The following is a 23,004-nucleotide window of genomic DNA, read 5'->3' as shown; positions in this document are numbered from 1 at the left end:
GGACAAATTTTAGCCTGTAGTCACGGCCATTTTGCTGGCGTAACAGAAATATTCTGGCGCGTTACTGTTTTTTCATCCAGTATATTTTACTGGCAAAATATACTGCTGCGAGTAAAATTACACACCTGCCCGCCCATTGCTTCAGGTAGCTGCTCATGAGTAAACCGTTCAAACTAAATTCCGCTTTTAAACCCTCTGGCGATCAGCCTGAGGCGATACGTCGCCTGGAAGAAGGTCTGGAGGATGGTCTGGCGCATCAGACGCTGCTGGGGGTGACGGGGTCGGGGAAAACATTCACCATCGCGAACGTGATTGCGGACCTACAGCGCCCTACCATGGTGCTGGCCCCCAATAAGACGCTTGCCGCGCAGTTGTACGGTGAGATGAAAGAGTTCTTCCCGGATAACGCGGTGGAGTATTTCGTCTCCTACTACGACTATTATCAGCCGGAAGCCTACGTGCCAAGTTCTGACACCTTCATCGAGAAGGATGCTTCGGTTAACGAACACATTGAGCAGATGCGTCTGTCAGCAACCAAAGCGTTGCTTGAGCGACGGGATGTCGTCGTCGTGGCGTCGGTTTCCGCGATTTATGGTCTGGGTGACCCGGATCTATACCTGAAAATGATGCTGCACCTGACAGTGGGGATGATTATCGACCAGCGCGCGATCCTGCGTCGTCTGGCGGAGCTGCAGTATACCCGCAACGATCAGGCATTCCAGCGCGGGACCTTCCGCGTGCGCGGTGAAGTGATCGACATATTCCCGGCGGAATCTGACGACATCGCGTTGCGCGTGGAACTGTTTGATGAAGAGGTCGAACGTTTGTCGCTGTTTGACCCGCTTACCGGGCAGGTCGAATCCACTATTTCGCGCTTTACCATCTACCCTAAAACGCACTACGTGACGCCGCGCGAACGTATTGTACAGGCGATGGAAGAAATTAAAGTTGAGCTGGCAGAGCGGCGAAAAGTCCTGTTGGCAAATAACAAACTGCTGGAAGAACAGCGCTTAAGTCAGCGTACCCAGTTCGATCTGGAAATGATGAACGAGCTGGGTTACTGCTCGGGGATTGAAAACTATTCCCGCTATCTGTCCGGGCGTGGTCCGGGCGAGCCGCCGCCGACGCTGTTTGATTACCTGCCTGCCGATGGCCTGCTGGTGGTGGATGAATCTCACGTGACTATCCCGCAAATTGGCGGCATGTATCGCGGTGACCGGGCGCGTAAAGAAACCCTGGTCGAATACGGATTCCGTCTGCCGTCTGCGCTGGATAACCGTCCGCTTAAATTTGAAGAGTTTGAAGCGCTGGCCCCGCAAACCATCTACGTTTCGGCGACGCCGGGCAACTATGAGCTGGAGAAATCTGGTGATGAAGTGGTCGATCAGGTAGTAAGACCGACCGGACTGCTGGATCCGGTCATTGAGGTGCGCCCGGTGGCGACGCAGGTTGACGATCTGCTATCTGAGATCCGCACCCGTGCGGCGATTAACGAACGTGTGCTGGTCACCACGCTCACCAAACGGATGGCGGAGGATCTCACCGAGTATCTTGAAGAGCACGGTGAACGGGTGCGTTATCTGCACTCTGACATCGATACCGTGGAACGTATGGAAATCATTCGTGACCTGCGTCTGGGCGAGTTTGACGTGCTGGTGGGTATCAACCTGCTACGTGAAGGTCTGGACATGCCTGAGGTCTCCCTGGTGGCGATTCTGGACGCAGACAAAGAAGGGTTCCTGCGTTCTGAGCGGTCACTTATTCAGACCATTGGTCGTGCGGCGCGTAACATCAACGGTAAGGCGATTCTCTACGGCGATAAAATTACCGCCTCTATGGCTAAAGCGATTGGTGAAACCGAACGTCGCCGTGAGAAGCAGCAGCTCTATAACGAAGAACACGGTATTACGCCGCAGGGGCTGAACAAGAAAGTGGTCGATATTCTGGCGCTGGGTCAGAATATTGCGAAGACCAAAGCGAAAGGCAAAGGGAAGTCACGCGCAGGCGCGAAGTCTGAGGTTGTCGAACTGGATATGACGCCAAAAGCGCTGCAGCAGAAGATTCACGAGCTGGAAGGGCAGATGATGCAACACGCGCAGAATCTCGAATTTGAAGAGGCCGCGACAATCCGTGACCAGTTGCATCAGTTGCGCGAGTTGTTTATTGCGGCATCGTAAGACGGTGTCGGATGCGGGGTAAACCCTTATCCGACCTACGGGGTAGATAGCGTACGTAGGCCGGATGGCGGAGCAAATCGTTTTGTAGGCCTGATAAGCGAAGCGCATCAGGCAAATCCGTTCAGCCCAGCGCCTGCACCGCTTTCTCCAGCGCACTATGCAATAGCTGGCGGTCATGGCGGTAGGGAATATCGCTGGCTTCCAACACTTCCTGGATCACAACGCGGTCGGTAACGGCGGAAGCATCCACTTTCGGCCCCACAACCACCGCATCAATCACTTTCTTCCCGACGTACTGTTCAATAATGGCCAGCTTATCGCTAAGCGTCAGGCTGGCTGCTGGCAGGCTTAATTCGCGCCCAAGATTGCCTATGTAGACCATCGGAGCCGGTGTGCGACGTAATGCCTGTGACATTTCATCGAGTAAAAGAATCGGCATCAGGCTGGTGTAAAAACTGCCGGGGCCTATCAAAATTAAATCCGCTTCAGCGATAGCCTCAACGGCCTCCCGTGTAGTCGGGACTTTTGGCGAAAGCATCAGTTCCTGAGGTGGGACGGTGAGCTGATCGATATTCACTTCGCCATAAACTTCGTGCCCCTGGTCATCAATGGCCATCAGATCCACCGGCAGCTCCGACATCGGAATTAAATGTGCGTCAACTTTCAGCAGGCTACGAATTAAATTGATAGCTTCCAGAGGCCGCACGCTGAGGTGATCGAGCGCCTTTAACATCAGATTTCCGAGGTTATGCCCGGAAAGTTCGCCATTACCGCCAAAACGATACTCAAACATAGCGGATGCAACGCTGGGTTGGGTAATTAACTGGTTCAGACAGTTACGCATGTCTCCCCAGGCAATCCCTCCTTCAGAGCGACGAATACGACCTGTCGACCCGCCGTTATCGGTGGTGGTGACGATACCCGTCAGGCGGGAACCTAATGGGGAAAGAGAGGAGAGAACGCGTCCTAATCCATGCCCTCCGCCGAGAGCGACAACGCGGTCCAAATCTGCCAGCGTGCGAGTGCGCATATATTTTCCTGATATCAATTGATCGGCGCTACAGTAACGTAAATAGCGTGTTTTCAGCAATTATCCAGTCGGCATCTGCCGTAATTTTTTTCTGCGATCTACTCCTTTCTGACGACACTCACCTGATGGCAAGATGATGTATATCAATGCAAAACTGTGATTTTTGCTTATTCTGTAGCGAAATTGCACGATCATGTCGCTATATACATATTTATACAGCGAAAGTGTACATGGCAAAAGCGCCATTTACACGCTAGTATCGGCATAACCACAAAGTACTCTTAAAAATTTGAGTTGCCGTAAGCCAACGCATCTGCAACTCGAAGTATGATGAGTATAAACACTCTAGCCTCTGCACCTGGGTCAAATGATACGGTGCTTTGGCCGTGACAAGACTTGAAAAAGTTTGTCACCAGGGCGCAGGAAGAAATGACTACGTCTCCCGTATTTGGAAAGGTGTACATGGGCTCTCAACTTACCGATGCTTTCGCACGTAAGTTTTACTACTTACGTTTGTCGATTACCGATGTGTGTAACTTTCGTTGCACCTACTGCCTGCCGGATGGCTATAAGCCCGGCGGGGTCACCAACAACGGCTTTTTAACCGTTGATGAAATTCGCCGTGTCACGCGTGCGTTCGCCAGTCTGGGAACGGAAAAAGTGCGTCTGACGGGGGGCGAACCTTCACTGCGTCGCGACTTCACTGACATTATCGCCGCCGTGCGCGAAAACGACGCCATTCGCCAGATTGCGGTAACCACCAATGGTTATCGTCTGGCGCGTGATGCCGCCGCCTGGCGCGATGCCGGACTGACCGCGCTCAACGTCAGCGTCGACAGCCTCGACGCCCGTCAGTTTCACGCCATTACCGGACAGGACAAGTTTCAGCAGGTGATGGCGGGCATTGATGCCGCCTTTGATGCCGGTTTTGAAAAAGTGAAAGTCAACACCGTGCTGATGCGCGACGTAAACCATCATCAACTGGACACCTTCCTGGCGTGGATCCAACCTCGACCAATCCAACTGCGTTTTATTGAACTGATGGAAACGGGCGAGGGCAGCTCTCTCTTCCGTAAACACCATATTTCCGGACAGGTACTGCGCGATGAGCTGCTGCGTCGCGGCTGGATCCACCAGATCCGACAGCGTAGCGACGGCCCGGCTCAGGTTTTCTGTCATCCTGATTATGTTGGCGAAATTGGTCTGATCATGCCTTATGAGAAAGACTTCTGCGCCACCTGTAATCGTCTGCGCGTTTCCTCTGTCGGCAAGCTTCATCTGTGTTTATTTGGTGAAGGCGGCGTAAGCCTGCGTGATTTGCTGGAAGACGATGCTCAGCAACCGGCGCTGGAAGAACGTATTTCAGCCGCGCTGCTGGAGAAAAAGCAGACCCATTTCCTGCATCAGAACAATACCGGTATTACGCAAAACTTATCTTACATTGGCGGCTGATCGCTAAAAGGAGTTTTTCATGAGTCAGGTAAGCGCTGAATTTATCCCGACACGCATTGCTATTCTTACTGTTTCTAACCGTCGCGGCGAAGAAGATGACACCTCCGGCCATTATCTGCGTGACTCGGCGCAAGAAGCGGGTCATCAGATTGTCGATAAGGCGATTGTCAAAGAGAACCGCTACGCCATCCGCGCCCAGGTTTCTGCCTGGATTGCCAGTGACGATGTACAGGTGGTGCTCATCACCGGTGGCACTGGCTTAACCGAAGGGGACCAGGCGCCGGAAGCGCTGCAACCGCTGTTCGACAGAGAAGTCGAAGGGTTTGGCGAAGTATTCCGTATGCTGTCGTTTGAAGAGATTGGCACCGCGACGCTGCAATCCCGCGCGATTGCCGGGGTGGCCAATAAAACGCTGATTTTTGCCATGCCGGGTTCGACCAAAGCGTGTCGTACTGCCTGGGAAAATATCATTGCGCCGCAGCTTGATGCCCGTACGCGTCCGTGTAATTTCCACCCACATTTGAAGAAATAAGTATGTCGCAACTGACTCATATTAACGCCGCTGGCGAAGCGCATATGGTGGATGTCTCCGCCAAAGCGGAAACCGTACGCGAGGCGCGTGCAGAAGCATTTGTAACCATGCGTAGCGAAACGCTGGCGATGATCATCGACGGCAGTCACCATAAGGGTGATGTTTTCGCCACGGCGCGTATTGCCGGTATTCAGGCTGCCAAACGGACCTGGGATCTTATCCCACTGTGTCACCCACTGATGTTGAGCAAGGTCGAAGTCAATTTGCACGCCGAGCCGGAGCACAATCGCGTACGTATTGAAACGCTGTGTCGCCTGACCGGTAAAACCGGCGTTGAAATGGAAGCGTTAACGGCAGCCTCCGTGGCGGCGTTGACCATCTACGATATGTGCAAAGCGGTGCAAAAGGATATGGTGATTGGTCCGGTGCGTTTGCTGGCAAAAAGCGGCGGCAAATCGGGTGATTTTAAGGTGGATGCGCATGATTAAGGTTCTTTTCTTTGCTCAGGTACGGGAACTGGTGAACACCGATGCGTTAGAAGTTGCCGCCGAGTTTGCAACGGTAGAAGCGCTGCGCAAGCATCTGGCGGCGCAAAGCGATCGCTGGGCGCTGGCGCTGGAAGACGGCAAGCTGCTGGCGGCGGTGAATCAGACGCTGGTCAGTTTTGACCATCCTCTTAACGCGGGTGATGAAGTCGCTTTCTTCCCGCCGGTAACCGGAGGCTAAAATGGCTGAAACGCGAATTGTTGTTGGTCATGCGCCGTTCAGCGTCGGGGATGAGTATCCCTGGCTGGCAGAGCGCGATGAAGACGGCGCGGTAGTCACTTTCACCGGTAAAGTGCGCAATCACAATCTCGGTGACAGCGTTAAGGCGTTAACGCTGGAACACTATCCGGGAATGACCGAAAAAGCGCTGGCGGAGATTGTCGACGAAGCGCGTTCGCGCTGGCCGCTGGGTCGGGTGACGGTGATCCATCGCATTGGCGAACTGTGGCCGGGTGACGAGATCGTTTTTGTTGGCGTGACCAGCGCGCATCGCAGCAGCGCGTTTGATGCCGGGCAGTTCATTATGGATTACCTGAAAACCCGCGCGCCGTTCTGGAAGCGCGAGGCCACGCCGGAAGGTGAGCGCTGGGTTGACGCCCGCGACAGTGATAAGCTAGCAGCAAAACGCTGGTAGAGTACAATTGTTGTAGGCTCATACTGATTCAGGAGATTGTCATGGACCGATTCCCACGATCCGATTCTATTGTACAGGCCCGTTCCGGCCTGCAAACGTATATGGCGCAGGTGTACGGCTGGATGACCTGCGGACTATTGCTGACGGCGTTTATCGCCTGGTATGCGGCAAATACGCCCGCGGTGATGATGTTTGTCTTCTCCAGCAAAATCACCTTCTTTGGCCTGATCATCGCTCAACTGGCGCTGGTGTTTGTTCTGTCCGGCATGGTGCAAAGGCTGAGCGCGGGTATGGCGACCACGCTGTTTATGCTCTATTCGGCATTAACCGGGTTGACGCTATCAAGCATCTTTATTGTCTATACCTACTCGTCTATCGCCAGCACCTTCGTGGTCACTGGCGGGATGTTCGGGATCATGAGTTTGTATGGCTACACCACCAAGCGCGATCTGAGCGGCTTCGGCAATATGCTGTTTATGGCGCTGATCGGTATTGTGCTGGCTTCGCTGGTTAACTTCTGGCTGAAGAGCGAAGCGCTGATGTGGGCGGTGACCTATATCGGGGTGATAGTGTTTGTCGGTCTGACCGCCTATGACACGCAGAAGCTGAAAAATATCGGTGAGCAGATCGACCTGCGCGACAGCTCCAATCTGCGTAAATACGCAATTCTTGGGGCCTTAACGCTGTATCTGGACTTCATCAACCTGTTCCTGATGCTGCTGCGTATTTTCGGCAATCGTCGTTAATTGTCTGTTGCCGGATGGCGCTGCGCTTATCCGGCCTACAGTTGTGTATCGAAAGTAGGCCGGATAAGGCGTTAAGCCGCATCCGGCACTATAAGCACCATCATTTCGCCATCGCCTTCTCGTTTTTTACCCGCAGCTTTTTCGCCCGACTCTCCAGCAGTAAATAACACATCAGCGCCAGCAGTAGCGGAATAAAATAGTACAGCACGCGATACGCGAGCAGGGCAGCAATGATCGTGCCCTGAGACGTATTCTCTCCCGCCAGCAGCGCCATAAAAACCGCCTCCAGCACGCCGATCCCTGCCGGAATATGCACAATAACCCCGGCAATACTGCTCACCAGCAGCACGCCAAGCACGAAGAAATAGTTAATATTCTGACCCAGCAACAACCAGATAATCGCCCCCATAACCATCCAGTTAGTCCCGGATATCGCCATCTGCGCGAGGGCAAATTTCCAGGAGGGGAGCACCAGCTTTTGGCCCTTGATGGTGATGTGACGATGTTTAGCGAAGGTGCAAAACCACAGATAAACAACAATAATAAGCAGCAGCGCTATGCCTAAAATGCGCAATGTGCCTTCATCGATATACCAGTGAGCGGGCAGTTCGACGACGCCGAAGGTAAATATAAAACCGCCCAGCAGAATATAGCCCAGCCAGTTAGTGGTAATACTCAGCGAAAAAATCCGCGTTATTGTGCCCCCCGGCAACCCGAGACGCGAGTAGAGCCGATATCGCATCCCAATACCGCCCACCCAGGTGCTTAACGTCAGGTTAAACGCGTAACAGATAAACGACACCAGCATGACCTGGCGTTTTGCCAGTTTGTGACCGCAGTAGTAGCGCCCGAGCAGATCATAACAACCGTAAAGTAAATAACTGACGATCACCAACCCCACGGCGCTGAGCAGGGCGATCCGGTTGTAATCGCGAATTACCGTCCACACTTCCTGCCAGTTGACTTTGCTGGCATAAACGACCAGCAACACGATCACCGCAATAAAAAATAACCATGTGAGGGTCTTTTTCGCTAACCGCCAGCGTCGGTGATTTTTTGCCATCAGGTTTTCCCTCCTGCATCCTCAGTTTGTATACGGTCCTGAGTTTCCAGAGCGGGCTGCGCGGGCGGCTCTACCTCGGCCAGATGCGGGGTATGCGCCGGAAGCCAGCCGACCAGCGCCGGGAAGTGGCGTAAAAAGTGGAAGGCCAACACGCTTTTAGTCAGGTTCCACCAGGTGCGTTTTGGCAGCATGGATTCATCTACCCGCTTGCAGTCCTGCGCAATAATAGGGTTCAGGTTGTCGCGCAGGGTCTGGTTAAACGTGCGGTCATGAATAATCAGATTCGCTTCCAGATTCAGTGACAGGCTCAGCGGATCAAGATTGCTGGAGCCCACCGTCGCCCAGTGATCGTCCATCAGCGCCACTTTGCCATGCAGAGGTTTACGGCGGTATTCGTAGACATGGACGCCACCTTTAACCAGATAGTTGTACAGCAGGCGGGCACCCACTTTCACAATCGGCATATCCGGTTCACCCTGCACAATGAGTTTTACCCGAACGCCGCGTCGTGCTGCTTTACGCAGGGCATGCAGCAGGCGATAACCGGGAAAGAAATAGGCATTGGCAATGATCACTTCCCGTCGGGCCTGGGTCAGCATTTTAAGATAATGGCGTTCAATATCATCGCGATGCTCTTCGTTATCGCGCCAGACAAACAGCGCCTGCGCTTCGCCGGGGCGATGATTGTCGATTGCCCGGTGATGACGTCGCCACCAGCGTCGTACGGCGCTTTGCCCGGGCAGGTTTTCCAGTACAAAGTTCAGAATGTCAGCAACGACTGGACCTTCAACGCGAACGGCGTAATCCTGCTTGGCCTCCGGGCCGTAATCCGACATATGTTCAGCGGAGTAATTGATGCCGCCGACAAAGGCAACACGGTCATCAATGACCACTATTTTTCGATGCATACGGCGAAAGAGATTGGTGCGCATTCCAAAAAGACGCGGACGCGGATCGTAGTAGCGGAAAACAACACCGGCTACGGTCAGCTCTTCAACAAAACTGTCGCTCAGATCCGGCGAGCCGTAGCCATCCAGCAGCACCTCTGCTTTGATTCCTCGTCGGGCGGCTTCGAGCAACGCGGCATGCAGCTGTTTTCCTACCGCATCTTCAAACCAGATAAAAGTCTCAAGGATAATTTTTTGCTGTGCCTGCTCAATGGCGTCAAAGACGGCGGGGTAGAATTGATCGCCGTTTTCCAGCAGTTGAATTTGATTGCCTTCACGCCAGCCATATTTCATAAATGAATCTCCGCACTCAGGGGGGCATGATCGGACAAATGTCGCCAGTGACGCAGCGCAAGCGTCGTTGGGGTACTGGCATTCGCGTTTTTCACATAGATCCTGTCCAGGCGCAGCAGGGGAAACTGCACTGGAAACGTTCGCGCCGGGCGACCGTGGGCGCGGGTAAAAATCTCGTCAAGACCAGCTTTGGCTTTCAACGGGCGATTGGCCGTTTGCCGCCAGTCGTTAAAATCTCCAGCAATCACCACGGGCTCCGCGTTGGGCAGGGCGTTAACCCAGTCTGCCAGCATTGAGAGCTGAGCCTGGCGGTGAGCTTCACGTAGGCCGAGATGCACACACATCACATGAATGGGGTGGGAGAGCATTGGCGGTACGATGCGGCAGTAAAGGACTCCGCGCTTTTCACTCGCACCGACTGACACATCACGATTTTCATAATGCTCAATGGGATACCGCGACAGCACTGCATTACCGTGATGTCCCTGCGGGTACACGGCGTTACGCCCGTAGGCGAAGTCGCTCCACATCGTGTCTGCCAGAAATTCGTAGTGGCTGGTATCCGGCCAGTTCTCAATGTGCAGCGAATGCGCTTCGTGCGCGCCCATGACTTCCTGCAGACACACAATGTCTGCGCCGACGGTTCTGACGGCTTCCCGTAGCTCAGGCAAAATAAAACGCCGGTTGAAGGCGGTAAACCCTTTGTGAGTATTAATGGTGAGCACATTGAATGAAAATTGAACTCTCGATCCGCTCATGGACCTCCCGTTGGCGTCACTTCCTAAATAAAATAGTGTAGTCGTCGTCACAAAAAGATGCGGTGTTACGGAATTTTCCGTAAAGTCCGGTACTCTGAACAATTAGTCGAAAATCCTTCAGGAGAATAGCCATGAGGTGGCAACAACGTGTTCGTGTCGCAACGGGTCTAAGTTGCTGGCAGATAGTGTTGCATTTACTGGTAGTGGCGTTGCTGGTAATGGGCTGGATGAGCGGCAGACTGGTGCATGTCGGCCTGGGATTGTGCGTCGTGTACGGCGTTACGGTTTTATTGATGCTTGCATTGCAACGTCACCACGAACAGCGCTGGCGCGACGTGGCTGATGTGCTGGAAGAGTTGACCACGACGTGGTATTTCGGTGCCGCCATGATCGTACTGTGGCTGCTGTCACGCGTGCTGCAAAACAACGTCTTGCTGGCACTGGCGGGGCTGGTCATCCTTGCCGGACCCGCCGTGGTCTCGCTGCTGGCGAAAGACAAAAAGCTACATCACCTTGCGTCTAAACATCGCATACGCCGCTGATCCGGTCGTGGCCGCTATCACTAGTAGCGGCCACAAGCTTCCCCAGACAATCTGCAGACTCGCATCTTTCAGGTAAATCTGTTTCGTGATGTCCGTAAAATGGCGGATCGGGTTTATCCACGTCAGATTCTGCAACCAGACCGGCATGTTTTCTACCGGTGAGACATAGCCCGAGAGTAAAATCGCCGGCATCATAAACACAAACACCCCGATAAACGCCTGCTGCTGGGTGGCGCACAGTGACGAAATCAGCAGACCAAAGCCGACCAGCGACAGCCCGTAAATTACCATCGTGAAATAAAACAGCCCCAATGAACCGGCAAACGGGATGTGATAAGCCCAGATGCCAATCGCCAGCACAATGGTGGCCTGAAAAGTTGCCACAATTAACGCAGGCACCGCTTTGCCGATGAAAATCTGCCAGGTGGTAAGCGGGGAAACCAGCAGTTGATCCAGCGTGCCTTGCTCGCGCTCGCGGGCAACCGAGAGCGAGGTGACGATCATTACGCCGATGGTGGTGATCATGGCGATCAGCGACGGAACCACAAACCATTTGTAATCCAGATTCGGGTTATACCAGTTACGCACCACCAGCTCGCTGTTGTTCGGTTTCGGCTTGCCGTCCATCAGCTCCTGCTGATACTCCTTAACGATTTGTTGCAGGTAATTCGCGGCAATTTGCGCGCTGTTGGAGTTACGTCCGTCGAGGATAATCTGCATGGGAGCCTGCTGGAAGGTATCCAGATTACGCGAAAAATTGGCCGGGAAACGCACCAGTAGCAGGGCTTTTTGCGTGTCGATGGTGGGCTGGATCTCCTGCGGACTTTTCAGCAGCAGAACATGCGTAAAGGCGCTGGCGCGGGCGAAGCGCTGGGTAAGCTCAACCGAATGTTTACCGTTGTCTTCGTTATAGATAGCGATAGTGGCGTTGGTGACTTCCAGCGTTGCCGCGAACGGGAACAGGATAACCTGAATCAGCACCGGTAAAATCAGAATGGCTCGCGTCTGCGGTTCGCGTAATAGCGATTGCAGCTCTTTGCGAATTAATGTCCATAAGCGATGAAACATGCCTGTCCTCTCAGTCCAGTTTGTAGGCCTGATAAGCTAAGCGCATCAGGCATAATGCCGGATGGCGACGTGAACGCCTTATCCGGCCTACGGCTACAATTATCCATACACGAATTTAATCCAGCCGACGTTTGGTTTTAAGCCACGTCAGGCCGATAAACATCACCGCCGAAGCGATTAAAAACAGCACGTTGATAATCAGCACCACCGGAATATTTCCTGCCAGAAACAGGCTTTGCAGGGTACTGACGAAATAACGTGCCGGAATAATGTAGGTTACCGCCCGGATGATCGCGGGCATGCTGTCTATCTGGAAGATAAAACCCGACAGCATAATCGAGGGCAGGAAGGCGGCATTCAGCGCAACCTGCGCGGCGTTAAACTGGTTGCGAGTGATGGTGGAAATAAGCAACCCCATGCCGAGCGTACTGAGCAGAAACAGGCTGGTAATGAAAAACAGGATCAGCAACGAGCCGCGGTAGGGCACGCCAAGAATAAACACCGACACCAGCATACACAGCAGCATCGCCAGCATGCCCAGAAAGTAATACGGGATCAGTTTGCACAGTAGGAGTTCGACGCGGGTGACTTCTGTCGACAGCAGCGCTTCCATGGTGCCGCGCTCCCATTCGCGCGCCACCACTAATGAGGTGAGGATGGCGCCAATCACCGTCATGATGATGGTTACCGCTCCGGGAATAATAAAGTGCTGGCTGATGGCCGCCGGGTTAAACCAGTAGCGGGTTTGCACGTCGATCAAAGGTTTGAACGATTCCCCGCGATCTTCTGCCCGCTGTTGCTGCCAGATTTGCCAGATGCCTTCGACATAACCCTGCACAAAGTTGGCGGTATTCGGTTCGCTGCCGTCGGTGATCACCTGGATCGGGGCGACATCGTTAGGTCGCGCCATCTGCTGGGCAAAATCCACTGGGATCACCACCAGACCGCGAATGCGCCCGGCCTGCATTTTCTCAATCAGTTCCTGACGATTATCGCTGATAGTGGCGTCAATATACGGCGAACCGGTCATGGTATGGGTAAAATCCAGCGCCTCTTCACTCTGCTGTTCGAGCAAAATCCCTACCCGCAGCTTGCTGGAGTCGAGGTTGATCCCGTAGCCGAAGATAAACAGTAGCAGCAGCGGGATCACCACCGCAATCAGCCAACTGCTGGGATCGCGGACGATCTGGCGCGTCTCTTTCACGCACAGCGCGCGGACGCGACGCCAGGAGAGAGCGGAGTTACTCATGCGTATGCTCCTTATCCCAGTCATTGATTAGCGTGATGAACGCCTGTTCCATGGTCGGGTCCGGCGTGTCGCTGTCGGCAGCCTGAGCCTTCAGGTCGTCTGGCGTACCGCTGGCTATCAGTTTGCCGCGATACACCAGCCCGATGCGATCGCAGTATTCTGCCTCATCCATAAAGTGGGTGGTCACCATCACCGTGACGCCTTTTTCCACCATACTGTTGATATGCAACCAGAACTCACGACGGGTGAGGGGATCGACCCCGGAAGTGGGTTCATCAAGGAACAGAATGTCGGGTTCATGCATCAGCGAGCAGGCCAGCGCCAGACGCTGCTTAAATCCCAGCGGCAGTTCATCGGTGGCATGGGAAGCGATACTCTTCAGGCCAAATGCTTCGCTCATACGATCGATTTTCTCTTTCTGCGCCCGACCGCGCAGGCCGTAGACGCCGGAGAAAAAGCGCAGATTCTGTTCAACCGTCAGGTTACCGTACAGGGAGAATTTCTGCGCCATATAGCCCAGATGCTGACGCGCTTTACCGGAGCTAACTTTCAGGTCCATATCCAGCACCAGCGCTTTGCCGGAAGTGGGGACCAGCAGGCCGCACATCATTTTAAAGGTGGTGGATTTGCCAGCGCCGTTGGGTCCTAACAGACCAAATATCTCGCCGCGCTGCACGGCAAAGTCTACGTGGTCGGTAGCGGCAAAATCGCCAAATTTCTTGGTCAGCGCTTTGGCTTCGATCACCGTTTCGCCAGGCGTGCCTTCCACGGTATGCAGGATAGCGCCCAGCGGGGATTCCGATGTTCCGGCTCCGCCGAGTAAATCGATAAAGGCATCTTCGAAGCGGGGTGCGGTTTCGTTGATGGTTATCTCCGGCATGCCGTCAGCGTTTTGGATCTGCTGAGCCGTAGCCTCTTTTTTCAGGATTAAACGGACGGATTTGCCCTGAATCATTCCGTCGCTGACCAGCGGCAGTTTTAACGCGCGTTGCAGCAGTCGGCGGTTGTTTTCCTGTGGACTGCTCATCAGGAAGCTGCGACCTGCCATGGTTTGCGTAAGCTGGGTGGGATCGCCCTGGTATAACAGTTCACCTTCGTTCATCAGCAGCACATCACGGCATTGCTCTGCTTCATCCAGATACGACGTACTCCAGAGGATCAGCATGCCGTCCCCGGCCAGCTCGTGGACCATTTGCCACAGTTCGCGACGGGAAATGGGGTCGACACCTACGCCTGGCTCATCCAGCAGCAACACTTTAGGTTCGCCAACCAGCGTACAGGCAAGCCCGAGCTTCTGCTTCATGCCGCCAGAAAGCTTGCCAGCCAGTCGTCCGGTAAATGGTCCCAGCGAGGTGAATTCCAGGAGTCGGGCAAAGGTTTTTTCTCGCGCTTCACCGGTGACGCTGCGTAAGTCGGCATAGAGATTGAGGTTCTCCATGACGGTTAAATCTTCGTACAGACCAAATTTCTGCGGCATATAGCCCAGCACCGCATGTAGTGCGCTGTCGTCTTTGATGGGGTCAAAACCAATCACTTCAGCACTTCCGGCATCAGGTTTTAATAATCCCGCCAGCATTCGCATCAACGTAGTTTTGCCCGCGCCGTCCGGCCCGACAAGCCCGGTCACGTAGCCTGCATGAACGGTACAGTCGAGCGGGGCGACGGCCGGTTTTTCCATTCCGGCAAAGTTTTTCGTCAGCCCTTTAAGCGTAATGACGGCGTCATTCATGCCGTGCCTCATCGCCAAACTTTATCGTTACCGGCATTCCCTGACGCAGCGCATCGTCCGCGTCGGTCACCACAATTCGCAGGCGATAAACCAGGTCGGTACGCAGGTCAGGAGTCTCGACCGTTTTCGGGGTAAATTCGGCGGTAGGAGAAACGAAGCCGATTTTGCCGTGATACGGTTTGTCCGGGCGGCCATCGGTATAGAGCAGGATCTCACGTCCTGGCTGCGCCTGGCTCAGATTTCGTTCGTCAACGTAAGCACGAACCCATACCGGACGCGTGAGCGACAGCGTCAGTACCGTGCCCCCTTCGTTCAGCATGCTGCCGGGTTCAACTGCACGGGTGAGAAGCGTGCCGTCAGACGGCGAGGTCAGCGTGGTGTCATGCAAATTAAGCTCTGCCTGTGCCAGCTCGGCCTGAGCTTGTTCGAGCGTGGCTTTTGCCTGCTCGATGTCCTGCACACGATTACCGCTGCGATACTGCGTGAGTTTATCCTGTGCGGATTTCAGCGAAGCTAACGCCTGATCGCGAGATGAACGGGCGTTTTCCAGATCGTTGGCTGAAATGGTGCGGCTTTTCCACAATCCGACCTGCCGATTGTAAAAGTTCTGCGCGTAATCATAGGCGGCCTGTGCCTGTTTGACTGCCGCCGCGGTTTGCGCGATCTCTTCTTCGCGATACCCTGCCAGCATCAGATCGTATTGTGCCTGTGCGGCGGCAACGTTGGCTTTTGCCTGCATCAATGCGTTTTCATACGGTGCGCGGTCCAGTTCACCCAGCACCTGACCGGCGGTAATCGCATCGCCTTCGTCAACCGCCAGCGAGGCCAGCCTGCCGCCGACACGAAAACTCAGGTTGACGCTACGGATATCGACATTGCCGTATAGCGTCAGGCCGTTATCTTGCCGACTCTGATGCCACCACGTTCCACCGGCAATCACGGCAACGAGGGCCGCGATAACCAGCCCGAGAACGACAGGTTTTTTCATGACTCCAGACTCCTTTGCGTTAAACCTTGCAGAATAAGATCGATGTGACAGGTGATCGTTTGGTCAATCAGCGCGGTTTTATCCTCATCAAATTGTGACCAGCCTGTACGCAACAGAATGGTTTCTTTCCCCAGACGAAAAGCCAGCACCTCGCCGAGTATGGCGTGGGTGTGCAGAATCATTTGGGTATCATTGGCATCGCCGCCCGTATAGGCGGCAATCAGGCGCGTCAGATGTGTATGCAGCGGATTGATAACCTGGTCGTGCACCAGTTGATAAGCCGCGGTGGGGGAAAGCTGTTCGCGCGAGATAAATTTGCTCAGGTTAACGGTGTCGTCCTGAGTTAACAGCATGATCATATTTTTGCAGGCGCGCAGGATCAGTTCGCGCATCGCGCCACGGTCCGGCTTAGGCTGGGCGAATAAACGCTCGGCCTCTTCAGCGTGCGGGCGAAACTGTGCACCGATAAAATCCGCAATCCACTGGGCGCAGGCGAGATATAAATCCTCTTTTGAGCCAAAATAGTAGGTGATAGCCGCAATGTTTTGCCCGGCCTGTGCAGCGATATCGCGCGTCGTGGCGTGCAGACCATACTCACCGAATTGCGCCAATGCGGCGGCAATGAGCTGGTTCTTCGCCTGTTCACCTTTGGTTGTCATGGTGGGTGTATTCATGGCACGACTCTGATCTTAATCAATCGATTGATTAAGATTATGACTGATGTGCAGCCTTGTCCAGTCCGGAGCGTTATTTTCCAGTGAAGGGATAATTTATGCGGCACATCACAAAAACTGCTACACTCCGCCCCTTCATGACATTGTGGTTTTTGTCATCTCTATTGTATGTATCTCCCTGAAAACGACACCGGTAACGGTCAGGGCGGTTCGGAGTTGTTATGTCTTTTGATTCCCTTGGTTTAAACCCTGAAATTTTACGTGCCGTTGCCGAGCAGGGTTACCGTGAACCTACCCCTATTCAGCAGCAGGCTATTCCTGCCGTGCTGGAAGGCCGCGATCTGATGGCCAGCGCCCAGACCGGTACGGGGAAAACGGCAGGTTTTACTCTGCCGCTGTTGCAGCACCTGATCACCAATCAGCCGCATGGTAAAAGCCGTCGTCCGGTTCGTGCGCTGATCCTCACGCCAACCCGCGAACTGGCGGCCCAGATTGGCGAAAACGTCCGTGATTACAGTAAGTATCTGAATATTCGCTCGCTGGTGGTCTTCGGCGGCGTCAGCATTAACCCGCAGATGATGAAGCTGCGTGGCGGCGTAGATGTGCTGATCGCTACTCCGGGTCGTTTGCTCGATCTGGAACACCAGAATGCGGTGAAACTTGATCAGGTTGAGATCCTGGTACTGGATGAAGCTGACCGCATGCTGGATATGGGCTTTATTCACGATATTCGTCGCGTTCTGGCAAAACTGCCGGCAAAACGTCAGAACCTGCTGTTCTCGGCAACGTTCTCTGATGACATTAAATCGCTGGCCGAAAAACTGTTGCACAACCCGCTGGAAATCGAAGTGGCGCGGCGTAATACCGCGTCAGAGCAGGTTACTCAGCACGTTCATTTCGTTGATAAAAAACGTAAACGCGAACTGCTGTCGCAGATGATTGGTCAGGGAAACTGGCAGCAGGTGCTGGTGTTTACCCGTACCAAACATGGCGCGAACCATCTGGCAGAGCAACTGAATAAAGACGGCATCCGCAGTGCGGCTATCCACGGTAATAAATCTCAGGGTGCGCGTACGCGTGCGCTGGCTGATTTTAAATCCGGTGATATTCGCGTGCTGGTAGCGACCGATATTGCCGCGCGAGGTCTGGACATTGAAGAGTTACCGCACGTGGTGAACTACGAGCTGCCAAACGTTCCGGAAGACTACGTGCACCGCATTGGTCGTACCGGTCGTGCGGCCGCTACCGGCGAAGCGTTGTCTCTGGTGTGCGTCGATGAACACAAGCTGTTGCGTGACATCGAGAAGTTGCTGAAAAAAGAGATCCCGCGTATTGCGACGCCAGGCTACGAGCCAGACCCGTCCATTAAAGCTGAGCCGATCCAGAACGGTCGTCAGCAGCGTGGCGGCGGCGGTGGTCGTGGGCAGGGCGGAGCAGGGCGTGGACAGCAGCCGCGTCGTCAGGATGGCGGAGCGCCAAAAGCGAAGCCGCGTAATGGCGAAGGCAAACCGGCAGGTGATAAACCTCGTCCACCGCGCCGTCCGCGCAAACCGTCTGCAGCGCAGTAATTGCGAGCCCGGCCGAAAGGTCGGGCTTTTCTTTTTGCGACACGGGATAGAAAGTGCCACAATAGTGGCTGTTTATACAGTATTTCAGGTTTTCTCATGGCACTTACCGCCGCGCTAAAAGCGCAAATCGCCGCCTGGTACAAGGCGCTTCAGGAACAGATCCCCGACTTTATCCCCCGTGCGCCGCAGCGGCAGATGATTGCTGACGTCGCGAAAACGCTCTCCGGGGAAGAAGGGCGGCATCTGGCGATTGAAGCACCGACCGGGGTGGGGAAAACCCTGTCGTATCTGATTCCCGGTATTGCCATCGCGCGTGAAGAACAAAAAACGCTGGTGGTCAGTACCGCCAACGTCGCTTTGCAGGACCAGATCTACAGCAAAGATTTACCGCTGCTGCGCAAAATTATCCCCGACCTGCGTTTTACCGCTGCGTTTGGTCGCGGACGCTATGTCTGCCCGCGTAACTTAGCGGCGCTGGCCAGCACTGAACCCAATCAGCAGGATCTGCTGGCTTTTCTCGACGATGACCTGACGCCCAACAACCAGGAAGAACAAAAGCGCTGTGCCAGGCTAAAAGGCGATCTCGACAGCTACAAGTGGGACGGGCTGCGCGACCACACCGATATCGCTATCGACGACGGACTCTGGCAGCGTCTGAGCACCGATAAAGCCAGCTGTCTGAATCGCAACTGTCACTACTATCGTGAATGCCCTTTTTTTGTCGCCCGCCGGGAGATTCAGGAAGCTGAAGTGGTCGTGGCTAATCATGCGCTGGTAATGGCGGCCATGGAAAGCGAAGCCGTTTTGCCGGAGCCGAAAAACCTACTGCTGGTACTTGATGAAGGCCACCATTTGCCGGATGTCGCGCGCGATGCGCTGGAGATGAGCGCAGAAATCAGCGCCCCCTGGTATCGACTGCAGTTGGATCTGTTTTGCAAATTAGTGGCTACCTGCCTGGAGCAGTTCCGCCCGAAGACCACGCCGCCGCTGGCGAATGCCGAGCGTCTGAACGGTCACTGTGAGGAATTGTATGAGCTGATTTCATCGCTCAATAACATTCTTAATCTGTATATGCCCGCTACCCAGGAGGCGGAGCACCGCTTTGCGATGGGTGAATTGCCTGCGGAAGTGATGGAGATTTGTCAGCGTCTGGCAAAGCTAACGGAAATGCTGCGCGGTCTGGCGGAACTGTTCCTCAACGATCTCAGCGAAAAAACCGGCACTCACGATATCGTGCGTCTGCATCGGGTTATTTTGCAGATGAACCGGGCGCTGGGCATGTTTGAGGCGCAAAGCAAACTGTGGCGGCTGGCATCGCTCGCGCAATCGTCAGGCGCGCCGGTGAGTAAATGGGCGACGCGCGAGGTGCGTGACGGGCAGATCCACGTCTGGTTCCACTGCGTGGGGATCCGTGTGAGCGATCAGCTCGAACGACTGCTGTGGCGTAGCGTCCCGCATATTATTGTCACTTCCGCAACGCTGCGCTCGCTCAACAGCTTCTCACGTTTGCAGGAGATGAGCGGTCTGAAAGAAAAAGCAGGGGACCGGTTTGTCGCGCTGGATTCACCGTTTAATCACGTTGAACAGGGCAAAATAGTCATTCCGCAGATGCGCTACGAACCGTTAATTGATAACGAAGAGCAGCATATCGCGGAAATGGCCGCCTATTTTCGCGAACAGCTGGAGAGTAAAAAGCATCAGGGCATGCTGGTACTCTTTGCCAGCGGTCGGGCGATGCAGCGTTTTCTTGAGCACGTTACCGATCTGCGCCTGCTGTTGTTGGTGCAGGGCGATCAGCCGCGCTACCGTCTGGTGGAGTTGCACCGCAAACGGGTGACCAACGGCGAGCGCAGTGTGCTGGTTGGGCTGCAATCTTTTGCTGAAGGTCTGGACTTGAAAGGCGACCTGCTGACTCAGGTGCATATTCACAAAATTGCTTTTCCGCCTATCGACAGCCCGGTGGTGATCACCGAGGGCGAGTGGTTGAAAAGTCTGAACCGCTACCCCTTCGAGGTGCAGAGTCTGCCTGCGGCGTCGTTCAATTTGATCCAGCAGGTTGGGCGACTCATCCGTAGCCATGGCTGCTGGGGAGAAGTGGTTATTTATGACAAGCGTTTATTGACCAAAAGCTATGGCAAGCGTTTACTGAACGCGTTACCCATATTTCCGATAGAGCAACCTGCTGTGCCAGACGTTATAGTAAAACCAAAAGAAAAAGCGAAACCCACGCGCCGCCGTCGGCGTTAACGATGCGAGCAACAGGCAAGGAGTTATCGATGGATTACCGCAAAATCATTAAAGAGATTGGGCGAGGAAAAAATCACGCGCGTGACCTGGATAAGGATACTGCTCGCGGACTGTATACCCATATGATGAACGGCGACGTACCTGACCTTGAGATGGGCGGGGTACTGATTGCGCTACGTATCAAGGGCGAAGGTGAAGCGGAGATGCTGGGCTTTTACGAAGCGATGCAAAACCACACCATTCGCCTGACTCCGCCGGTAACCAAACCCATGCCGATTGTCATTCCCAGCTACAATGGCGCGCGCAAGCAGGCGAATTTGACTCCGCTGCTGGCGATTTTACTGCATAAACTCGGTTTTCCGGTGGTGGTGCACGGCGTCAGCGAGGATCCAACCCGCGTACTGACTGAAACCATTTTCGAACTTATGGGGATTACGCCAACGCTGCATGCCGGGCAGGCGCAGGCAAAGCTGGATGGTCATGAGCCGGTGTTTATTCCGGTGAGCGCGCTGTGCCCTCCGCTGGAGAAACAGCTGGCGATGCGCTGGCGCATGGGTGTGCGTAACAGTGCACATACGCTGGCTAAATTAGCCACGCCATTTGCTGAAGATGCCGCGCTGCGTCTTTCCAGCGTGTCCCACCCGGAATATGTTTCTCGCGTGGCAAAGTTCTTCGGCGATATCGGTGGGCGCGGCCTGTTGATGCATGGTACCGAGGGCGAAGTGTATGCCAACCCGCAGCGCTGCCCGCAGATAAGCCTGATAGATTCATCCGGTGTGCGAGTGCTACAAGACCGACAGAGCGAGATGCCTGACGAGCCGGTACCGCTACCGGTAGCAAAAGATCCGGAAACCACCGCGCGCTGGATTGAGCGTTGTCTGGCTGGCAGTGAGCCTGTTCCGGCATCGTTGAAAATCCAGATGGCCTGCTGCCTGGTGGCAACCGGTGAGTCCGCCTCACTGGCTGAAGGACTTGCCCGCGTCGAGCAAAGTTTCTAAACCATTTGTTATCCCGACGGGCCTGTTGCCTGGCCCGTCGGTTCTCTCTTTTCGGCAATGTGAAATTTCTGCACGTTTATTGACCTCCAGCGCACCGTGGCGCAGCATAGTTTGTTGAAAAATAAGAAACACAACAAACACGTGACACAACAGGAGATAACAATGAACAGTGGACATCGCTTCCATGTGCCAACGCTGCACGCCTTTATCCAGGCCGTTTTTCATCAGATGGGAAGCAATGATCAGGAGGCGCGGCTGGTGGCCGACCATCTGATAGCCTCTAACCTCGCCGGTCACGACTCCCATGGCATCGGTATGATCCCAAGCTATATTCGTTCATTCTCGCAGGGGCATCTGCAGATCAACCGTCATGCCAAAGTGGTAAAAGATGCGGGGGCGGTGATTACGCTTGACGGCGACTGTGCGTTTGGTCAGGTGGCGGCGCACGAGGCAATCACGCTTGGAATCGAAAAAGCGCGTCAGTACGGAATCGCCGCCGTGGCATTACATAATTCGCACCATATCGGCCGTATTGGCTACTGGGCGGAGCAATGTGCGGCGGCAGGTTTTGTCTCGGTGCATTTTGTGAATGTGGTGGGGATCCCGATGGTCGCACCGTTTCATGGGCGCGATAGCCGTTTTGGCACCAATCCTTTCTGCGTCGTATTCCCGCGTAAAAATACCTTCCCACTGTTGCTGGACTATGCAACCAGCGCCATCGCGTTTGGCAAAACCCGTGTGGCATGGCATAAGGGCGAGCCGGTGGCTCCAGGATGCCTGATTGATGTGGCGGGTGTTCCCACTACCGATCCTGCGGTAATGCAGGTTTCTCCGCTGGGGTCGTTGCTGACCTTTGCCGAGCACAAGGGGTATGCGCTGGCGGCGATGTGCGAAATTATGGGCGGTGCGCTTTCTGGCGGTAAAACCACACATGAAGAGAGCCTGCAGACCAGCGCGGACGCCATCATTAACTGTATGACCACCATCATTATGAATCCACAACTGTTCGGCGCGCCGGACTGCGACAACCAGGTCGCGGCATTTGCTGAGTGGGTGAAAGCGTCCCCGCATGCTGAAGATGCCCCGATCCTGTTGCCTGGGGAGTGGGAGGTGAACACTCGCGAGGAACGGCTGGAACACGGTATTCCGCTGGATGCCGGAAGTTGGCAAGCGATTTGTGAGGCGGCACTGCAAATTGGGATGCCAGACGCCGTGTTGCAGGAATTCTGCCAACGGCTGAAACAATAGGCAAAAAAAAGCCCGTCCAGTGGCGGACGGGCAAACAAAGGGTAACAAACAGGGTCAATGAGGGTTGGAGCATTGGGTCGTACAGGTAATCTTTCGGTTATTTATAGATAACCGCGGTGCCGCTCATTTTGTCTTTGCCGATAGCGGAAGTGATGCTGTACCCAGTTGCGCCAGCAGCATTCGCTTTCTCAGCCAGTTTGGCTTCCAGGCCGTCCAGCGTAGTGGCGCCGTCAGCAGATACCACACCAATTTTGTTCATGTTTTGCGCCTGAGTAGAGGAAACCGGCTCGGCAGCGAAAACGCCAAATGACAGGGTGGACAGGGCGATGGCAGCAACAGCAAATTTGATATTTTTCATGATTAATCTCTCGCAGGGTTGTTCTGTTAGTCAGTGTTCTTTAAGAAGACGTTGTTCCGTCGATGTGATAAGTATCACGTTTTTTTTGGTGAGAGAAAATCGAATAGAATTGACGACATCAATCAAAAAAATTGAATGACAAATAACTTATTGAAT

Annotated in this window: 22 protein-coding genes and 1 riboswitch; of the genes, 12 read left to right on the top strand and 10 right to left on the bottom strand. The window is 54.3% G+C overall.

Annotated features, from left to right (window positions below):
* Positions 1-155 precede the first annotated feature (155 nt).
* Positions 156-2,177, top strand: coding sequence for an excinuclease ABC subunit UvrB (uvrB, locus tag OGX96_RS21985; protein WP_003831523.1), 2,022 nt, complete (start codon positions 156-158; stop codon positions 2,175-2,177).
* 121 nt (positions 2,178-2,298) lie between these two features.
* Here uvrB and yvcK read toward each other — a convergent pair whose 3' ends face one another.
* Positions 2,299-3,207 (bottom strand): uridine diphosphate-N-acetylglucosamine-binding protein YvcK, encoded by a 909-nt coding sequence (gene yvcK, locus OGX96_RS21980; protein WP_003831525.1) that lies wholly within the window; start codon positions 3,205-3,207, stop codon positions 2,299-2,301.
* Positions 3,208-3,536: 329 nt separating this feature from the next.
* A riboswitch (molybdenum cofactor riboswitch) is annotated at positions 3,537-3,682 on the top strand.
* On the opposite strand from yvcK, the gene moaA reads away from it, so the two are divergent.
* The 6 genes from moaA to OGX96_RS21950 all read left to right on the top strand — a co-directional run bounded on the left by moaA (position 3,670) and on the right by OGX96_RS21950 (position 7,117).
* The gene (gene moaA / locus OGX96_RS21975; RefSeq protein WP_032934386.1) at positions 3,670-4,659 is read left to right on the top strand and encodes a GTP 3',8-cyclase MoaA; all 990 of its coding nucleotides are present in this window, start codon (positions 3,670-3,672) and stop codon (positions 4,657-4,659) included. It overlaps the preceding riboswitch by 13 nt.
* 19 nt (positions 4,660-4,678) lie before the next feature.
* Positions 4,679-5,191 (top strand): molybdenum cofactor biosynthesis protein B, encoded by a 513-nt coding sequence (gene moaB, locus OGX96_RS21970; RefSeq protein WP_003035187.1) that lies wholly within the window; start codon positions 4,679-4,681, stop codon positions 5,189-5,191.
* Positions 5,192-5,193: 2 nt separating this feature from the next.
* The gene (gene moaC, locus OGX96_RS21965; protein ID WP_003035188.1) at positions 5,194-5,679 is read left to right on the top strand and encodes a cyclic pyranopterin monophosphate synthase MoaC; all 486 of its coding nucleotides are present in this window, start codon (positions 5,194-5,196) and stop codon (positions 5,677-5,679) included.
* Positions 5,672-5,917, top strand: coding sequence for a molybdopterin synthase sulfur carrier subunit (moaD, locus tag OGX96_RS21960; RefSeq protein ID WP_003831530.1), 246 nt, complete (start codon positions 5,672-5,674; stop codon positions 5,915-5,917). Before moaC ends, moaD begins: the two co-directional genes overlap by 8 nt.
* 1 nt (position 5,918) lies before the next feature.
* Entirely contained in the window at positions 5,919-6,371 is a 453-nt protein-coding gene (gene moaE / locus OGX96_RS21955) for a molybdopterin synthase catalytic subunit MoaE (protein ID WP_008784190.1), read from the top strand.
* A gap of 41 nt (positions 6,372-6,412) precedes the next feature.
* On the top strand, positions 6,413-7,117 hold the full coding sequence (locus tag OGX96_RS21950; RefSeq protein WP_003831536.1) for a Bax inhibitor-1/YccA family protein: 705 nt from the start codon (positions 6,413-6,415) through the stop codon (positions 7,115-7,117).
* 100 nt (positions 7,118-7,217) lie between these two features.
* Here the strand turns inward: OGX96_RS21950 and OGX96_RS21945 are convergent, their stop codons facing one another.
* From OGX96_RS21945 to OGX96_RS21935, 3 genes are read right to left on the bottom strand one after another with little or no spacing between them, the layout of a single operon-like run.
* Entirely contained in the window at positions 7,218-8,180 is a 963-nt protein-coding gene (locus OGX96_RS21945) for a lysylphosphatidylglycerol synthase domain-containing protein (RefSeq protein ID WP_234095993.1), read from the bottom strand.
* Positions 8,180-9,421, bottom strand: coding sequence for a cardiolipin synthase ClsB (clsB, locus tag OGX96_RS21940; RefSeq protein WP_032942766.1), 1,242 nt, complete (start codon positions 9,419-9,421; stop codon positions 8,180-8,182). The genes OGX96_RS21945 and clsB overlap by 1 nt, the downstream gene beginning before the upstream one ends.
* Positions 9,418-10,179: an endonuclease/exonuclease/phosphatase family protein gene (locus OGX96_RS21935; protein ID WP_060682509.1), complete on the bottom strand. Its 762-nt coding sequence runs from the start codon at positions 10,177-10,179 to the stop codon at positions 9,418-9,420. The genes clsB and OGX96_RS21935 overlap by 4 nt, the downstream gene beginning before the upstream one ends.
* A gap of 131 nt (positions 10,180-10,310) precedes the next feature.
* Between OGX96_RS21935 and OGX96_RS21930 the strand changes: the two genes are divergently transcribed.
* Entirely contained in the window at positions 10,311-10,721 is a 411-nt protein-coding gene (locus OGX96_RS21930; RefSeq protein ID WP_003831542.1) for a YbhQ family protein, read from the top strand.
* Here the strand turns inward: OGX96_RS21930 and OGX96_RS21925 are convergent.
* The 5 genes from OGX96_RS21925 to cecR form a co-directional block, all read right to left on the bottom strand.
* On the bottom strand, positions 10,683-11,789 hold the full coding sequence (locus tag OGX96_RS21925) for an ABC transporter permease (protein ID WP_008784194.1): 1,107 nt from the start codon (positions 11,787-11,789) through the stop codon (positions 10,683-10,685). The two genes, OGX96_RS21930 and OGX96_RS21925, sit on opposite strands and share 39 nt — an antisense overlap.
* A 115-nt stretch (positions 11,790-11,904) precedes the next feature.
* Positions 11,905-13,038, bottom strand: coding sequence for an ABC transporter permease (locus OGX96_RS21920; protein WP_003831545.1), 1,134 nt, complete (start codon positions 13,036-13,038; stop codon positions 11,905-11,907).
* Positions 13,031-14,767 (bottom strand): ATP-binding cassette domain-containing protein, encoded by a 1,737-nt coding sequence (locus OGX96_RS21915; RefSeq protein ID WP_060682507.1) that lies wholly within the window; start codon positions 14,765-14,767, stop codon positions 13,031-13,033. The genes OGX96_RS21920 and OGX96_RS21915 overlap by 8 nt, the downstream gene beginning before the upstream one ends.
* Positions 14,760-15,755, bottom strand: coding sequence for a secretion protein HlyD (gene hlyD, locus OGX96_RS21910; RefSeq protein WP_286584205.1), 996 nt, complete (start codon positions 15,753-15,755; stop codon positions 14,760-14,762). Before hlyD ends, OGX96_RS21915 begins: the two co-directional genes overlap by 8 nt.
* Positions 15,752-16,429 (bottom strand): transcriptional regulator CecR, encoded by a 678-nt coding sequence (gene cecR / locus OGX96_RS21905; protein ID WP_048235794.1) that lies wholly within the window; start codon positions 16,427-16,429, stop codon positions 15,752-15,754. The genes hlyD and cecR overlap by 4 nt, the downstream gene beginning before the upstream one ends.
* Positions 16,430-16,650: 221 nt before the next feature.
* Here cecR and rhlE point away from each other — a divergent pair, with 221 nt between their 5' ends.
* From rhlE to OGX96_RS21885, 4 genes are all read left to right on the top strand, one after another.
* The gene (gene rhlE / locus OGX96_RS21900; protein ID WP_060682506.1) at positions 16,651-17,997 is read left to right on the top strand and encodes an ATP-dependent RNA helicase RhlE; all 1,347 of its coding nucleotides are present in this window, start codon (positions 16,651-16,653) and stop codon (positions 17,995-17,997) included.
* A 96-nt stretch (positions 17,998-18,093) separates the two neighbouring features.
* Positions 18,094-20,244 carry an ATP-dependent DNA helicase DinG gene (gene dinG, locus OGX96_RS21895; RefSeq protein WP_032942770.1) on the top strand — a complete coding sequence of 717 codons (2,151 nt, stop codon included), beginning with the start codon at positions 18,094-18,096 and terminating at the stop codon, positions 20,242-20,244.
* Positions 20,245-20,273: 29 nt separating this feature from the next.
* Positions 20,274-21,242 (top strand): DNA-binding protein YbiB, encoded by a 969-nt coding sequence (ybiB, locus tag OGX96_RS21890; RefSeq protein ID WP_048214626.1) that lies wholly within the window; start codon positions 20,274-20,276, stop codon positions 21,240-21,242.
* 162 nt (positions 21,243-21,404) lie between these two features.
* Positions 21,405-22,490: a malate/lactate/ureidoglycolate dehydrogenase gene (locus tag OGX96_RS21885; RefSeq protein ID WP_048226018.1), complete on the top strand. Its 1,086-nt coding sequence runs from the start codon at positions 21,405-21,407 to the stop codon at positions 22,488-22,490.
* A gap of 97 nt (positions 22,491-22,587) precedes the next feature.
* On the opposite strand, the gene ybiJ is transcribed toward OGX96_RS21885, so the two are convergent.
* Positions 22,588-22,848 carry a DUF1471 family protein YbiJ gene (gene ybiJ, locus OGX96_RS21880; protein ID WP_003831561.1) on the bottom strand — a complete coding sequence of 87 codons (261 nt, stop codon included), beginning with the start codon at positions 22,846-22,848 and terminating at the stop codon, positions 22,588-22,590.
* Between the last annotated feature and the right edge of the window lie 156 nt (positions 22,849-23,004).

Source organism: Citrobacter sp. Cpo100 (assembly GCF_030332595.1).
Classification (GTDB): Bacteria; Pseudomonadota; Gammaproteobacteria; order Enterobacterales; family Enterobacteriaceae; genus Citrobacter; species Citrobacter portucalensis.
Note: the sequence above shows the minus strand (reverse complement) of the source record. Positions and strands in the feature narration are given on the sequence as shown.

Coding starts and splice junctions, on each gene's coding strand:
- uvrB (WP_003831523.1), top strand. CDS start 156: ATGAGTAAACCGTTCAAACTAAATTCCGCTTTTAAACCCTCTGGCGAT.
- yvcK (WP_003831525.1), bottom strand. CDS start 3,207: ATGCGCACTCGCACGCTGGCAGATTTGGACCGCGTTGTCGCTCTCGGC.
- moaA (WP_032934386.1), top strand. CDS start 3,670: ATGGGCTCTCAACTTACCGATGCTTTCGCACGTAAGTTTTACTACTTA.
- moaB (WP_003035187.1), top strand. CDS start 4,679: ATGAGTCAGGTAAGCGCTGAATTTATCCCGACACGCATTGCTATTCTT.
- moaC (WP_003035188.1), top strand. CDS start 5,194: ATGTCGCAACTGACTCATATTAACGCCGCTGGCGAAGCGCATATGGTG.
- moaD (WP_003831530.1), top strand. CDS start 5,672: ATGATTAAGGTTCTTTTCTTTGCTCAGGTACGGGAACTGGTGAACACC.
- moaE (WP_008784190.1), top strand. CDS start 5,919: ATGGCTGAAACGCGAATTGTTGTTGGTCATGCGCCGTTCAGCGTCGGG.
- OGX96_RS21950 (WP_003831536.1), top strand. CDS start 6,413: ATGGACCGATTCCCACGATCCGATTCTATTGTACAGGCCCGTTCCGGC.
- OGX96_RS21945 (WP_234095993.1), bottom strand. CDS start 8,180: ATGGCAAAAAATCACCGACGCTGGCGGTTAGCGAAAAAGACCCTCACA.
- clsB (WP_032942766.1), bottom strand. CDS start 9,421: ATGAAATATGGCTGGCGTGAAGGCAATCAAATTCAACTGCTGGAAAAC.
- OGX96_RS21935 (WP_060682509.1), bottom strand. CDS start 10,179: ATGAGCGGATCGAGAGTTCAATTTTCATTCAATGTGCTCACCATTAAT.
- OGX96_RS21930 (WP_003831542.1), top strand. CDS start 10,311: ATGAGGTGGCAACAACGTGTTCGTGTCGCAACGGGTCTAAGTTGCTGG.
- OGX96_RS21925 (WP_008784194.1), bottom strand. CDS start 11,789: ATGTTTCATCGCTTATGGACATTAATTCGCAAAGAGCTGCAATCGCTA.
- OGX96_RS21920 (WP_003831545.1), bottom strand. CDS start 13,038: ATGAGTAACTCCGCTCTCTCCTGGCGTCGCGTCCGCGCGCTGTGCGTG.
- OGX96_RS21915 (WP_060682507.1), bottom strand. CDS start 14,767: ATGAATGACGCCGTCATTACGCTTAAAGGGCTGACGAAAAACTTTGCC.
- hlyD (WP_286584205.1), bottom strand. CDS start 15,755: ATGAAAAAACCTGTCGTTCTCGGGCTGGTTATCGCGGCCCTCGTTGCC.
- cecR (WP_048235794.1), bottom strand. CDS start 16,429: ATGAATACACCCACCATGACAACCAAAGGTGAACAGGCGAAGAACCAG.
- rhlE (WP_060682506.1), top strand. CDS start 16,651: ATGTCTTTTGATTCCCTTGGTTTAAACCCTGAAATTTTACGTGCCGTT.
- dinG (WP_032942770.1), top strand. CDS start 18,094: ATGGCACTTACCGCCGCGCTAAAAGCGCAAATCGCCGCCTGGTACAAG.
- ybiB (WP_048214626.1), top strand. CDS start 20,274: ATGGATTACCGCAAAATCATTAAAGAGATTGGGCGAGGAAAAAATCAC.
- OGX96_RS21885 (WP_048226018.1), top strand. CDS start 21,405: ATGAACAGTGGACATCGCTTCCATGTGCCAACGCTGCACGCCTTTATC.
- ybiJ (WP_003831561.1), bottom strand. CDS start 22,848: ATGAAAAATATCAAATTTGCTGTTGCTGCCATCGCCCTGTCCACCCTG.